Below are 13,308 nucleotides of genomic sequence, written 5' to 3'. Positions count from 1 at the left end.
CTCCATGACGCGCACCTTCCTGCTGGCCCCGGCCCTGTGCCTGCTGACGTTGTCATCTCTCGCGCACGCGACGGAGACGCCGCCTCCGCCCCCCGCGCTTCAACCCGAGACGTGCTCCGTCGAGGGGTTGATGGACTCCATCCGGCGCGGGCTCCAGTCGAAGTCTCCGGCCTACCGGCGCTACCTGAGCGAGCTGTTGAAGGAGTCCGCCGTCACGCTGCCGGAGGCGCAGCTCCGCGCGGCCTTCGAGCGCGAGACGGAGCCCGTCATGGTGGAGCACCTGGGAGCGGCGCTGGTCGCGAAGACGGAGCGCGGAGAGAGTCCCGCCACGCTCCAACTGGTGGGGAAGCGGGCCTCGACCGACGCGGACCCGGCCGTGCGCGCGGCTTCGACGCGGGCCCTGCGCCGCACGAGCGCGGAGGAGCACACGGGCGATTTGTACTCGCGGCTGGTGCGCGACGCCTCGCCCGAGGTGCGGATGGAGGCGGCGACGAACCTCATCGAGGACAACCAGTTCGTCTACGCGGGCCTCCACGGGCCCGCGTCGGACATGGCGGTGGCCGCGGCCGTGGCGTCGAGTGATTCGAAGGTGACGGCGCGAATCCTGGACAACATCTCCACGGCGGCCATCAGCAAGGAGTCGGCGGACCAGCTCCACACGCTCCTGGGCGGAGATGACGCCCAGGTGCGCGCGGCGGCGGCGAAGGCGCTGGGCGGCGTGCCCGCGCCGGAGATGTCCCGTGCGCGGCAGACGCTGGTGGCGCTGTATCGCGAAGAGTCGGACGTGGGCGTGCGCACGGCCATCCTCCAGAGCCTCGCGCGGCTGGGCTTCGCCAGCGCGGTGCCGGAGCTGACGGCCTTGAGGAATGTCGACCCGCGCCTCTCGACGGAGGTCGACGCGTGGGTCCGGGCCTTGAGTACAGGTCTTCAGGAGTGGAGCCTGATCCTGAGGGAGAAGCAGCGGTTGCAGCAGGCTCGATGAGCAGCAGTCCTTCTGGGGGCCGCACAGTCGGCCCGAAAGGAACAACGATGCGTAGCTCCAAGTCGCGCCTCGCGGCGCTGACGGCCCTGGTAGCACTCCCCACCGCGGCGCTTGCGTACACCGCCGTCGCGCCGTACCCCAGCACGGTGACGGCCACCACCTACTACTCCAGCGGCACGTACCACGGTGCCGTGGACGTCGCGAACTCGCGCTGCAACTACTGGGGCGCCGAGACGGGCGTCTCCGCCAGCGTCCGCTGGAACGTGACGGTCCGGACCTCCGGGGTCGTCTGCAACGGCAATGGCAGCGGCAACCAGAACGAGGCGAAGCTCGACCTCGGCAGCGGCTGGTCCTTCCGCCAGTGGCATTGGATCAAGACCAGCGATTCGTATGACCGCACGTGCAATCGCTGCCAGGTCGGCAACCTGGGTGGCACGGGCAACGCCACCGGTCCCCACTCCCACTTCCAGAAGGACCAGTACGGGACGAAGAACACGTCCTGGTACTCGTCCTACACCTCGAAGGGCGAGGCCTTGGACCGTGCGGAGCTGATGGGCTACATCTGACAGCCCACGGGCCGGCGTCACGCCGCTGAATCAGGCGTCGTCGGCCCGCACCGGCCAGGGAAGCAGGGGCCTTGTGTCCCGCCTCCCTGGCCCGGTGATTCGAAGGCCCTGCGTCAACTTGACGCGCTCGCGACGAGGGGACTCCCGGAGTAAGAAGAGGCGTGTTCCGCCCGCCCACTGACTCGCAGGCGGCCCCGCGCGGCCCCCGCTCCGCCTTCCATCGCTCCACGCAGGACGTGGTGGACCTGTTGTCGTCCAGCGCGATTGCCCTCGGCTGGCTGGTGCGCCTGCGCTGGCACGCCGTCGGGGGCTCGGCGCTCACGGTGCTCGTGGCCGTGCGAGGGCTGGGGTTCGAGCTCCCTGTGTTGCCGTTGCTCGCGGTGGTGGCGACGACGGGGGTGTCCAACCTGCTCCTCACCCTGTGGCTCCGGGGTGCGCCGGTGGTGAAGGCCCATCACCTGGGCGGGGTGCTCGCGTTCGACACGATGCTGCTGACGGCCCTGCTCGCGCTGTCCGGAGGGCCCGACAACCCGTTCGCCATGCTGTACCTGGTGCACGTGACGCTGGCGGCGCTGGTGCTGGGGCCGCGCTGGACGGTGGGCCTGTCGCTCCTGTCCATCCTGGGGCCCGCGCTCCTCATCCGCTTCCATGTGCCGCTGCGAGAGCTGGCGCACGTGTCGGGCTCGGCGCCGAGTGGCTCGCGACATGTGCTGGGCATGTGGGTGGCCTTCATGCTGACGGTGATGCTCATCGCGCTGATGGTGGCGCGGGTGTCGGCGGCGCTGAGGGACAGACAGGAGGCCCTGGTGCGTGCCCAGCTGCTCGCGGTGCGCGCGGAGAAGCTGGCGTCGCTGAGCACGCTGGCGGCGGGCGCGGCGCATGAGCTGGGGACACCGCTGGGGACCATCGCGATTGCGGCGAACGAGCTGGAGGCCCTCATCCTGGAGGAGCCGCACGAGGCGCTCGAGGATGCGCGCCTCATCCGGGACCAGGTGGAGCGGTGCCGCGACATCCTGGAGCGGATGAGCGCGCGGGCGGGGCAGACCTACGGCGAGGTGCCGGAGCAGACGACGACGGGCGTGGTGCTGGAGCGGCTTCGCGAGCAGCTGTCGACGGGGGAGCGGGCGCGCCTGCGCTTCGAGGACGGCCCGGACCTGTCGCTCTGCTTCCCCATGCGGGGGTTGGTGCAGGTGCTGGCGAACCTGGTGCGCAACGGCCTGCACGCGAGCGACGCGTCCCAGGCGCCCGTCACGGTGCGCGTGAGCGGAGACGCGGGGCGGACGACCTTCGTGGTGGAGGACCAGGGCACAGGCATCCCTCGCGAGGTGCTGGAGCGCCTGGGGGAGCCGTTCTTCACCACCAAGCCCCCGGGGCAGGGGATGGGGCTGGGATTGTTCCTGGGGCAGACCTTCGCCGAGCTGTGCGGCGGGCGACTGGAGCTGGAGTCGGAAGAAGGCAGGGGTACGCGCGCCACGCTGGAGCTGCCGTGTCGGAGGGAGCCCATCCATGTCGCCGCCTGAGGTGTCCCCGGTGGTGCTCGTCATCGACGACGACGAGCCCTATCGCGAGCGACTGGTGAAGGCCTTCGGCCGCAAGGGCTTCGCGGCGCATGGCGCGGGCAGCGCGAAGGAGGCGCTGGAGCGCGCGTCGGTGCTGCACCCGGGGTATGCGGTCATCGACCTGCGCCTGCCGGATGGCTCCGGACTGGACCTGGTCCGCGAGCTGAAGGCGTTGGATGCGCGCACGACGATGGTGGTCCTCACCGGCTACGGGAGCATCGCCACCGCGGTGGAGGCCGTGCGCCGGGGTGCCACGCACTACCTCTCCAAGCCCGTGGACGTGGACGACATCCTGCTGGCCTTCGCGGGTGCCACGCTGCCGGCGGGCGAGGCGGTGGCGCTGGAGCACCAGGTGCCGTCCCTGGCGCGCGCGGAGTGGGAGCACATCCAGCGCGTCCTCGCGGACTGCGGAGGCAACATCTCCCAGGCCGCCCGCCTGCTGCGCATCCAGCGCAGGAGCCTCCAGCGCAAGCTGTCCAAGCACCCCGTGCGGCAGTGAGGGCACCCGGGGTGCGTCACCAAGACGCACGGGGCGGCGCTCCCGGTCCATTAGGGTGACAGGCGTCCGAGGTGCTGGAGAGGTGAGTGCGATGGCGTATCCGGTGGTGCTCTTCCTCCATTCGTGGCTGCGCTGGGCGGTGGTGCTGCTCGTCCTGCTCGCGCTGGGAAGGGCGCTTCGCGGCTGGCTCGGCGCTGGAGGTTGGACTCCCGCGGACCGTCGGCTTCAGGTGCTCGCGGTCTCCGCCTTCGACTCGCAGATGTTGCTGGGGATGATTCTCTACTTCGGCCTGAGCCCTTTCACGCCTCCCGCGCTGGAGGGTGGCCTGCGTGCGAGCCTGGCCGTCCCCGCGCTCCGCTTCTTCAGCGTCGAGCATCCCGCGTTGATGCTGCTGGCGCTCACCACCGTCCACGTGGCGTCCGCGCTGAGTCAGCGCGCGGAGGCGCCCGTGGCACGTCACCGCCTGTGGGCCCTGGGCCTGCTGCTCGCGACGTTGCTCGTCTCCTTCGCGATTCCCTGGGCCGGACTGTCCCACGGCCGTCCCCTGTTCCGAGGCTTCTGAGGTCCGCGTCCATGTACGACTTCCTCTGGCTGCTGATGATGGTTCCCACCGCGTCCAGCAAGCCGCGCGCGGCGAGGACTCCCGTGCCCTCTCTGTCGGAAGTGCCCCGGCAGGGCCCGCGTCGCGAGCCGCCCGCGCCTCCTGTGCCTCGCTCGCGGCGCATGCGAGTGGCCGCTCGGCGCCCGCGCGACTCCGCCCCTCGGTGAAGCGCGAAACAGGGGCGTGACTCCCACCTACCGTCCGGTGGTGTGCGGCCTTCAAACATTCGGCTTGTGGTGATGACCGACATGCCGGAACCTCGCCGCGATGATTCGTGCTCTTCCGGTCCTGGCGTCCGTCGTCCTGCTCGCGGGTGCCGGAGGGTGTCGGCGCCAGCCCGACTCCGATGCGGCGCGATGGGAGTCGTTACCTCCGGTGGACGCGCGGGACCTGCGTCCGCTCGACGTGTTCCAGCGCATCGAGGACCCGGCGCAGCGCTCACGCGCGCTGTTCCTGGAGACCAGTCGCGTCTATCTCCATCCGCGCTGCTCGAACTGTCACCCGGACGGCGACAGCCCCTATCAGGACTCGGGTGAGACGCTCCACAACCCTCCGGTGACGCGAGGCCCCGAGGACAAGGGCGTCGTGGGCATGGAGTGCACGGGGTGTCACCAGGAGAAGAACCTGGAGCTGGCGCGAGTGCCGGGGGCGCCGAACTGGCACGTGGCCCCGCGCTCCATGGCGTGGGTGGGCAAGAGCCCCCGCGAGCTGTGCGAGCAGCTCAAGGACCCCGAGCGGAACGGAGGCAAGACGTTGGCGCAACTGGTCGAGCACAACGCGCATGACGCGCTGGTGGGGTGGGGCTGGGCGCCGGGTTCTGGCAGGCAGCCGGCGCCTGGGACGCAGGCGCAGTTCGGAGCGCTCGTCGCGGCCTGGGTCGCCACGGGCGCGCAGTGTCCCAGCGAGGAGGCGCGACCATGAGCATCCGAGTGCGAGTCAACGGCGTCGAGCAGGAGCTGGACGTCGACCCCGAGATGCCGTTGCTGTGGGCGCTGCGCGACGTGCTCGGCCTCACGGGGACGAAGTACGGCTGCGGTCAGGCGCTGTGCGGCGCGTGCAGCGTGCACCTGGATGGACAGGTGGTGCGCGCGTGCGTGACGCCCATCCGCCGCGCGGACGGACGCGAGGTCACCACCATCGAGGGACTGTCGCCCGATGGAGGCCATCCGCTCCAGCGCGCCTGGGTGGAGCTGGGCGTGCCGCAGTGTGGGTTCTGCCAGTCCGGGCAGCTCATGTGCGCGGCGGCGCTGCTGGCGAAGAAGCCCCAGCCGACGGACGCGGACATCGACCAGTCGCTCGCGGGCAACCTCTGCCGCTGTGGGACGTACACGCGCATCCGCGCGGCCGTGAAGAAGGCCGCGGGCGTGCCTGACTCGAAGTAGCGAGGATGCGATGAGCCAGCAGCCCGTGGTGTTCACCCGGCGTTCCTTTCTCGAAGGGCTCAACCTCTCCGTGGGCGGCCTGGCCCTGGGGCTGGTGCCCACGGTGTCGGCCGAAGCCGCGGTGCCGGGCGTGAAGTCGGCGCCGGAGCTGCGGCCCAACGTCTTCGTGCACGTGGCGGCGGATGGGCTCGTCACCATCGTCTGCCACCGCTCGGAGATGGGGCAGGGCATCCGCAGCTCCATGCCGGTGGTCATCGCAGACGAGCTGGGCGCGGACATGGCGCGCGTGAAGGTGGTCCAGGCGGTGGGCGACGCCGTCTACGGGGACCAGAACACCGACGGCTCCAGCAGCATCCGAGGCGTCTTCCAGGAGCTGCGCCGCACGGGCGCCACGGCGCGCACCATGCTGGTGGCCGCGGCGGCGAAGCGCTGGAAGGTGAAGCCGGCGCAGTGCGAGGCGCGTGAGCACGCCGTGTACCTCCGGGACGGGCAGCGCTCGCTCGGCTTTGGTGAGCTGGTGGCGGACGCGGTGAAGCTGCCGGTGCCCAAGGCGGAGGCCGTCCAGCTCCGGCCGCTCACGGAGCTGCGGCGCGTGGGCACGGAGCTGCCGCTCCTGGATGGGCCCGCGTACGTCACGGGCAAGGCGGTGTTCGGCGCGGACGTGAAGCTGCCGGGGATGCTCATCGCCGTGGTGGCCCGTCCGCCCGTGGTCGGCGGGAGGGTGGTGCGCTTCGATGCGACGCGAGCGCTCGCGGTTCCGGGCGTGAAGCAGGTGCTGGAGCTGCCCGCGCCTCATCGCCCGTACCTGTTCCAGGGCTGGGGTGGCGTGGCGGTGCTGGCGGAGAACACCTGGGCGGCGATGCGCGGTCGCCAGGCGCTGGACATCATCTGGGAGAACGGTCCGAACGAGTCCTACGACTCGGAGAAGTACCGCCTGGCGCTGCTGGAGTCGGTGCGAGCGCCGGGCAAGCCGGCCCGGTCCGTGGGCGACGTGGACAAGGCGCTGGCGAGCGCGGCGCGCGTGGTGGAGGCGGAGTACTACGCGCCGCACCTGTCCCATGCGCCCATGGAGCCGCCCGTGGCCCTGGCGCGCGTGGCGGGGGGCGTGTGCGAAGTGTGGGCGCCCACGCAGCACCCGCAGGCGGCGCGCACGGAGGCGGCGAAGATGGCGGGGCTTGCCGAGGACAAGGTGACAGTGAATGTCACGCTCCTGGGCGGTGGCTTCGGGCGCAAGTCGAAGGCGGACTTCGTCGCGGAGGCGGTGTTCCTCGCGAAGACGGCGGGGGTGCCGGTGCGCGTGCAGTGGACGCGCGAGGACGACATCCGTCACGACTACTACCATTCGGCCAGTGCGCAGAAGCTCAGCGCGGGGCTGGATGCGCAAGGCAAGCCGACGGCGTGGCTGCACCGCACGGCCTTTCCCGCCATCCGGTCGACGTTCTCCGAGGACGTGACGGGGCCGGTGGCGAGGGACTTGAATCAAGGCGTGCTGGACCTGGCGCTCGACATCCCCAATGTCCGGGCGGAGATGGGCGAGGCGCTCGCGAAGGTGCGCATCGGCTGGCTGCGGTCCGTGAACAACATCTTCCATGGGTACGCGGTGGGCTCGTTCATGGACGAGCTGGCGCATGCGCGGGGAGTGGACCCGCGTGACAACCTGTTGGAAGTGATTGGGCCCGCGCGCAAGGTGTCGGTGGCGGAGCTGGGGGTCACGACGCTGCCGAACTATGGCGCGCCGGTGGAGGCGCACCCGGTGGACGCGGGGCGGCTGCGCCGGGTCATCGAGCGTGTCACGGAGATGTCGGGCTGGAGCGAGCGCGCGAAGAACGGGCGCACGCTGGGCCTGGCGGCGCACCGCAGCTTCCTCAGCTATGTGGGAGTGGTGGTGTCGATGACGAAGGACGCGGTGGGCAAGGCGCGGGTGGACGAGGCCTGGGTGGTGGTGGACGCGGGGCTCGTCGTCAATCCGGACCGGGTCCGCGCGCAGATGGAGGGCTCCATCATCTTCGGGATGAGCCTGGCGATGTATGGCTCCATCACGATGAAGGAAGGCGCGACGGAGCAGTCGAACTTCCGGGACTACCGGCTGGTGCGCATCGCCGAGGCGCCCAAGGCCATCCATGTCGACATCGTGCGCAGCGAAGAGGCGCCTGGCGGAGTGGGGGAGCCCGGTGTGCCGCCGGTGGCACCCGCCATCGTCAATGCGCTGTTCGCGCTCACGGGGGTTCGGGTCCGGGAGTTGCCCATCATCCGGACGGTGCCTGTGTAGAATTGGGGTGGCGCTGGCCGCGCTGTGGGTTTGGGCGCGCGGCTGGCCGCGTCAATGCGTGGATTTGTGGTGGGGATGGCGTCCCGTCAGTGACAGTCCCATCCGAGTTGAGTGTCTTCACGGTGCGTATGATTTGATAGGCCTCGAAGTGGCGTTCACGCTTTGAAGTCTGTCTCTCCACGCAGGACGAGGAACTGAGAGTCCATGAAGAAGACAAGCCGACTGACGCTGTCCATGTTGGGGACGGGCGTGGCGATGCTCGCCCTGGGTGGTATGGGCTTGCGTCCTGCGGAGGCCGCCGAGTCCACCTTCGTCGACTCCACGCTGGCACCCGCGCCGTTCTCGTGTCCCGCCGTGCGCGCCACCAGTGACCGTGCGGATGGCACGTCGGACTACAAGGTGAAGATTCTCTATGTGGTGCCCTCGGATGGGGTGGACCGCGCGCTCGACACGAGCGGGGCACTCTGCCGGTCCGTGCAGGCGCAGTATTCGTGGTTCACCTCTCAGACGACGAATGGCGCGGCGCTCCGGTACGACGTCTCGGGCTCCGTGCTGGACATCCAGTTCGTCCGTCTGTCGAAGACGGACGCGGTGATGAAGGGCACGGGGAACACCGGCAATGTGAACACGGGCTATGCCTACGTTCGGGACCGCATCGAGCTGGAGCTGGCCGCGATGGGTTACCTCAGTGACACGCGGAAGCTGTACGCGGTCTATTACGACGGTACCAGCGAGTGGTCCTGTGGCGGCGCCCCGTGGCCTCCGGCGCTGATGGGCAGGGTCACCGCCCTCTACCTCAAGGGATTGCCGAGCGGCCCGGTGCCTTGCGCCTCGAATCCCATCGGTGGTTCGAGCACGCTGCCGGGGTACATCGAGTTCGCGATGTTGCACGAGACGCTGCATGGGCTGGGCATCGTCCCGGCCGCCGCTCCCAATCAACACGCCTCCGGCCATGTCTACGACTCGGCGAGAGATTTGATGTACGCGGCGAGGCCCGGGACGTCGGACCCGGGCTGGGACATCTACTCGGGAGCGGTGGTGCTCGATTCAGGTCGAAACCAGTACTACGGCCACTCGGGAAGTCAGCTCGACCTGGACCAGAGCGCCTTCCTGTCGCCGCTCCCTCCGGGCGCGCTTGCTCCGCCGGGGTGGTGAGTTTCCCTGAGGAGAGATTGAGCGGGATTGAAGTCAGCGCACATTCAGTTCTTGGAATGTGATGCCATCCAGTTGCAGGTGTTTCACGGATTCCATGAACCGTTCGGTGCCCACAATCACCGTGGAGTAGTCGCCCACCTGGAACAGGTCGAGTTCCGGGGGCAGAGATGCCGCGTCCAGGATGGGGTCATCCGGCAGTCGGAAATACACCCAGCCACATGTTTCGCAAGGTGGGGGGCACGTCCGGCGGAATGCAGTCCCGGTGCAGTCGACCATGCGGTTCAATCTGGAGTTCGAACAGCTCTGGTGGGTCGTTCTGGCGGAACCTCAGTTCGGTGCGGCATCCCAAAAGGCCTCGCACGCCTTCCGCCTGGAGTCGCTCCAGCGCGTCTCGGCGAAGCACCCAGAGCAGGTCGCCGAGCGACGTGAAGGGGCCGAACTTCCCAGAGGCAGAGCCCACGAGGGGACCCAACTGAGTGCCGGGCGGCAATGCGGCACCGGGCGGCGCCAAGGGACGCACCAACTCTCGCAGGCGCGCGAACTCGGGGAATGGCTCGGGTCGGGCCTTCTTGAACTCGTGGCGCTCAGATAGCTGCGACAGGTCCACGGCAGGGTACTGGTGCCCCGCGCTCGCCCAGGTGGCGCCGCACGTGTGGCACCGCACGCCGGGGAGGCTCCATTGGTGGGCGGCGTCAAAACTGGCGGTTGGCTCCTTGGTCTCGTGCAACCAGTAGAACCGGCTCATCTGTCGGACGACCTCACGCTACCGTCGTATCCGAGTAGATGCCACCTCGACGGGTCTGCACAGATGGCAGATTTACTCCCGGGATTAGAGCGACCGAACACAGACGTGGCCATTGTGGGATTCAAGTCGCCGATGGTTGCCTGTGCGGGACGCGCGGTGAGGCACCGACTCGCCGAGTGGAGTTGGCTCGCTTTCTGGTTGCCGCAACTCCCGCCAGGAAATTACTCCGGCGCCCTTCCGATTGCTCAATGGAGATACCTTTCATTCGAGACAGCACTGCGAATGCCTCTGCTTTATGACTACGTACTCCTAGTGAAAATCCTCGCGAGTAGAGGAGGGTTACATTGGTCGTTGATTATATTGCCCGCAGGGAGTTGCGAATCGGAAACAGTTCGAGTCTATTGGTGCAGGAAAGTCCATCGGACAAGTGGTCAATAAATCGCCGCATTAGTGATTGGTATTGAGGGGCGAGATGGTCGATTATCGTCATCACTGTATCCGAAAAATAACCAACACTCGTTTCAGGAGGCTTGGCTAGGAGCGCAAGATCTCTTGCCGCCTCAAGCAGAGACTGAATGTCGGAAGCGAAATCCAGTCCATCCGACTGCTTGTTAAAATCCTTGCTGGTTTCTGATTGGGAAGAAACAGCGCGGAGGACTTCGATCCATTGTTGCTGCAGGTGCGTTCGGGCAGTCTCTAGTTGTGAGTAAGCGGCCTGTTCACATGCGACGCGTAGAGCAAAGATGCCCAACTTGCGATCCAGGAGTACGATCGAAGTGAACTTTGCTGAGGTTAGAGCGTTCTCAAGCTTCATCTGGAATTCTGGATGGACTGAGACAGTGTTTGCAATGCACTTCAGGATGAGCCACGCACTGCTTGATGTGCAGTCCGCAGATATCGATTCTAGTGCGTGAGTGAGCAGCGTTCCTAGGTTCTCTCTTGAGAGAAGTTCCGAACAATCAGGACCCAGAAGCGGCGCAAGCTTCTGCGAGCGATCCCCAGCGAGAAATGAGCCCATGCAGTCAGGAGCAAGCGATGCATCGAATAGCAGAGAAATATCGGGGAAATATCCCACATCCGAGGCTTCGCGAAGTCGGGTCTTTTCGATTGCCAGTTTGCTGACAATATCGAGTTCGGCCGGAGTCGCGCCGTCAAAGGCATACGCGAGTCCCGAGGTTGTTAGATTTAGCCAGTTTAGCCTCTGGGGATGCGCTACGTCTGGCGGAGAATCTACACGCGAACTGAAGAAACGCCGGAGGCCATGTCGGCACTCCTCAAAGGTCTTGCTAAGCCATGAGAGGGGGATTTTCTCTTCGACGAATAGCGTGAGCAGTTGATGTGCGTGCCCCCATGACGTTGCTAGCCTTAGTTGTGAAGACCAAGCTTGAGTGTCGTGCCACTGCTCCAGGTTTTCGTTAGTCCATTTAAGTATAGCGGAAAACGCGTTGAAGAGTTCGGTCTGCCCCGTGCAGAGCATTCGAGAACCGAGACGTAAAGCCAGGCGAGAGTATGCTCTGTTGTCTTTTGTGAATGTCCAGAGGATGTGAACGAGATGGATTTCGGAGATGGGCGTTTTTCTATTCTTTATTATGTCCCTTATTATGTTCCGTCTTTCGTGGAGGCTTTCTCTGTGTATCGCCGCTATGAGCGAGTTGGGTAGAGGGATTGGTAGGCTCATTAGTCTTGCGAGGGCAGGGCGAATGCCGACTTCGCGAAGTAGTGATTCAGAGGCGGTCTCAAATATATTTACTGGGGGCTCCTTTTGAGGTGAATGCGCGTGTAGTCGGAAGTGGCGCAGTAGCGAGTCTCCGCTGGGTGGCCGCAAGTCGTGAAGGCCGAATCCACTTTGCTCGTGCAGGCGCGCCCTTAGCTTTGCATAGTAGGCAGAAGTGCTTGAGCCAAGTACGTCTAGGACTTTCTGTGCGAGAGTGGAGGGATTGACTGTTGATGCTAATTCCGTGGCAAGGCTTTTGAACTGTTCATCGGGGATGTCGAGCAAGGTGCGGTGTTCGTGTAAGAGTGCTTCGCGCTTTGCGAGGTCGCCGATGAGGATGCTAAATTCCAAGCCAACCAGGTCCAGATTTTCCCCTGTGCCCAATGTCAGCGTGGTGTGTGAATTCGGGGGAGTGCCAGTTGTTGCAATGAATGCTTCCTGGCCCGTCAGAGATGTTAGTCGCGCGTCGTGCCCGTTGATTGATGTCGCAATGGCGCTCCAGAATGACCCAAGGTCGAAGTGCTGATTTCGAGTGGAAATGGTTTCTCGAAGGACGCGACCAATCGTCGCCAAGAACTGGGTGTCGCGGTCGATCTCTTGGCGAAGTGCGTTGGGTAAATCCTCAATGAATTCTCGACATACGTAGCACAACGCCTGATGGGTGTCCTTGGGGTGGTTTTCGTTTAGCGGCTGTTTAAGTCTATTTATTAGTTGCGCGGAAACATCGGAGAGAAGCCTGGAGTCCAGTTCAAGATGGCTCGTGATGAGCCGCTCGAACAACCAGGAGATATATTGTCTCCGAATAGATAAAGACCCAGCTGCCCTGACATGGTCGAAGGTGAGTCCCTGTAGGATCAATAGCGAGATATCGGCAGCTTCATGATGGACAAGATCTTGGCGGGAGAGTGTGAGATTGAAGATTTTGGCCATTTCCGTAGTGCTGATGTACATGTTTTGAAGAACCCAGTTTGCGCGTGCTCGGTTGTCAGGGGTTCTGTCATCGTGCTGCCAGAAATAAGAAATTGCATCGACTGCTGCAGTCCTTGAGTCGATCGCAAAGCGAAGTTCTCCTTCGTACTCGGAGGCCTTGGGCGGTATCAGTGTGGATTTTCGTGTCAAATTGGCGGCGATTGTTCTTCGAACCAGCCGCAGTTCGTGTGTTTCCGTAACCAGTCCCTTCGAGACCTTTGTCTGCTCGAGAAGATGGATAAGTTCCTTTGTGGTGACTGGAATGAACCATGCGTTTGATCTTCTTAAGTGCGCCAGTCCGTCGAGATAGTCTTCATGTGTTAGTGCTCCGCTGGTCATCAAGGCATTCATCATCTCGATGATGCCGATAATCTCGAACTGCCCTGTACTTGAGTGACCGGTTGCCCAACGGTCATCGATCCAGATGACCACCCCGGGCATTGGAGGCGTGTCAATGAGCTCGCGAAGGCACTGTAGCGAGGCATAGTCGTTAGTGACATTGGCGACCTCTTCGTCGTGAACAGTGGGAAGGCGTATGTAGGTACCGTTCGCAATCCCTTGGCGGAGTCGCTCGGTGAGCCCGTGAAGCCAATGGCCCAATTCACGTTGCTGGAGAGCCTTGTGGACTTCGGCGCGACATTGTTCGATTTCTTCGTGCTCGACGAAGACCTTGAAGTGGGTGCTGAGGGTGCGCATTACGCTAGCTTGCATGAGAACTTCGGGAATGTTGCCTCGGATAATGCGTGTACCGGGGCAAGGTGAGCACCGATTCCAGGCCAAGCCGAGCAGCGATTCCGGAGCAAGGTGAGCAGCAGTTCCGGGGATGCCGAGCAGGCATTCCGGGCATGTCGAGCACCGATTCCGGGG

At 65.2% G+C, this 13,308-nt stretch carries 11 protein-coding genes and 1 pseudogene; 10 read left to right on the top strand and 2 right to left on the bottom strand.

Features of this window, described 5'->3' with window-relative positions:
- Positions 1-4: 4 nt before the first annotated feature.
- The 10 genes from LZ199_RS21555 (at position 5) to LZ199_RS21510 (ending at position 9,013) form a co-directional block, all read left to right on the top strand.
- Positions 5-982 (top strand): HEAT repeat domain-containing protein, encoded by a 978-nt coding sequence (locus LZ199_RS21555; RefSeq protein WP_253995621.1) that lies wholly within the window; start codon positions 5-7, stop codon positions 980-982.
- A gap of 47 nt (positions 983-1,029) precedes the next feature.
- Positions 1,030-1,548, top strand: a complete 519-nt coding sequence (locus tag LZ199_RS21550; protein ID WP_163870697.1) for a hypothetical protein — start codon at positions 1,030-1,032, stop codon at positions 1,546-1,548.
- Positions 1,549-1,709: 161 nt separating this feature from the next.
- Positions 1,710-3,068 carry an ATP-binding protein gene (locus LZ199_RS21545; RefSeq protein ID WP_253995620.1) on the top strand — a complete coding sequence of 453 codons (1,359 nt, stop codon included), beginning with the start codon at positions 1,710-1,712 and terminating at the stop codon, positions 3,066-3,068.
- Positions 3,055-3,606 (top strand): response regulator transcription factor, encoded by a 552-nt coding sequence (locus LZ199_RS21540; protein ID WP_253995619.1) that lies wholly within the window; start codon positions 3,055-3,057, stop codon positions 3,604-3,606. Before LZ199_RS21545 ends, LZ199_RS21540 begins: the two co-directional genes overlap by 14 nt.
- Positions 3,607-3,697: 91 nt before the next feature.
- Positions 3,698-4,168, top strand: a complete 471-nt coding sequence (locus LZ199_RS21535) for a hypothetical protein (RefSeq protein WP_253995618.1) — start codon at positions 3,698-3,700, stop codon at positions 4,166-4,168.
- Positions 4,169-4,179: 11 nt separating this feature from the next.
- The gene (locus tag LZ199_RS21530) at positions 4,180-4,374 is read left to right on the top strand and encodes a hypothetical protein (RefSeq protein WP_253995617.1); all 195 of its coding nucleotides are present in this window, start codon (positions 4,180-4,182) and stop codon (positions 4,372-4,374) included.
- Positions 4,375-4,474: 100 nt separating this feature from the next.
- Positions 4,475-5,128, top strand: coding sequence for an Isoquinoline 1-oxidoreductase subunit (locus LZ199_RS21525; protein ID WP_253995616.1), 654 nt, complete (start codon positions 4,475-4,477; stop codon positions 5,126-5,128).
- Positions 5,125-5,589, top strand: a complete 465-nt coding sequence (locus LZ199_RS21520) for a (2Fe-2S)-binding protein (protein WP_141642356.1) — start codon at positions 5,125-5,127, stop codon at positions 5,587-5,589. Before LZ199_RS21525 ends, LZ199_RS21520 begins: the two co-directional genes overlap by 4 nt.
- 10 nt (positions 5,590-5,599) lie before the next feature.
- Complete coding sequence (locus LZ199_RS21515) at positions 5,600-7,858, top strand: xanthine dehydrogenase family protein molybdopterin-binding subunit (RefSeq protein WP_253995615.1); 2,259 nt, start codon at positions 5,600-5,602, stop codon at positions 7,856-7,858.
- Between the two features lie 204 nt (positions 7,859-8,062).
- Complete coding sequence (locus LZ199_RS21510) at positions 8,063-9,013, top strand: hypothetical protein (RefSeq protein WP_253995614.1); 951 nt, start codon at positions 8,063-8,065, stop codon at positions 9,011-9,013.
- Between the two features lie 33 nt (positions 9,014-9,046).
- On the opposite strand, the pseudogene sitI6 reads toward LZ199_RS21510, so the two are convergent.
- Both sitI6 and LZ199_RS21500 read right to left on the bottom strand, forming a co-directional pair.
- Positions 9,047-9,758: pseudogene (gene sitI6, locus LZ199_RS21505) on the bottom strand (SitI6 family double-CXXCG motif immunity protein).
- Between the two features lie 355 nt (positions 9,759-10,113).
- The gene (locus tag LZ199_RS21500) at positions 10,114-13,137 is read right to left on the bottom strand and encodes a hypothetical protein (protein ID WP_253995613.1); all 3,024 of its coding nucleotides are present in this window, start codon (positions 13,135-13,137) and stop codon (positions 10,114-10,116) included.
- Between the last annotated feature and the right edge of the window lie 171 nt (positions 13,138-13,308).

It is taken from the genome of Myxococcus qinghaiensis, assembly GCF_024198215.1.
Classification (GTDB): domain Bacteria; phylum Myxococcota; class Myxococcia; order Myxococcales; family Myxococcaceae; genus Myxococcus; species Myxococcus qinghaiensis.
This window is presented reverse-complemented; position numbering and strand designations above follow the sequence as displayed.

Excerpts from the sequence above, each read along its gene's own strand:
- LZ199_RS21555 (WP_253995621.1), top strand. The coding sequence starts at position 5 with ATGACGCGCACCTTCCTGCTGGCCCCGGCCCTGTGCCTGCTGACGTTG.
- LZ199_RS21550 (WP_163870697.1), top strand. The coding sequence starts at position 1,030 with ATGCGTAGCTCCAAGTCGCGCCTCGCGGCGCTGACGGCCCTGGTAGCA.
- LZ199_RS21540 (WP_253995619.1), top strand. The coding sequence starts at position 3,055 with ATGTCGCCGCCTGAGGTGTCCCCGGTGGTGCTCGTCATCGACGACGAC.
- LZ199_RS21535 (WP_253995618.1), top strand. The coding sequence starts at position 3,698 with ATGGCGTATCCGGTGGTGCTCTTCCTCCATTCGTGGCTGCGCTGGGCG.
- LZ199_RS21530 (WP_253995617.1), top strand. The coding sequence starts at position 4,180 with ATGTACGACTTCCTCTGGCTGCTGATGATGGTTCCCACCGCGTCCAGC.
- LZ199_RS21525 (WP_253995616.1), top strand. The coding sequence starts at position 4,475 with ATGATTCGTGCTCTTCCGGTCCTGGCGTCCGTCGTCCTGCTCGCGGGT.
- LZ199_RS21520 (WP_141642356.1), top strand. The coding sequence starts at position 5,125 with ATGAGCATCCGAGTGCGAGTCAACGGCGTCGAGCAGGAGCTGGACGTC.
- LZ199_RS21515 (WP_253995615.1), top strand. The coding sequence starts at position 5,600 with ATGAGCCAGCAGCCCGTGGTGTTCACCCGGCGTTCCTTTCTCGAAGGG.
- LZ199_RS21510 (WP_253995614.1), top strand. The coding sequence starts at position 8,063 with ATGAAGAAGACAAGCCGACTGACGCTGTCCATGTTGGGGACGGGCGTG.
- LZ199_RS21500 (WP_253995613.1), bottom strand. The coding sequence starts at position 13,137 with ATGCGCACCCTCAGCACCCACTTCAAGGTCTTCGTCGAGCACGAAGAA.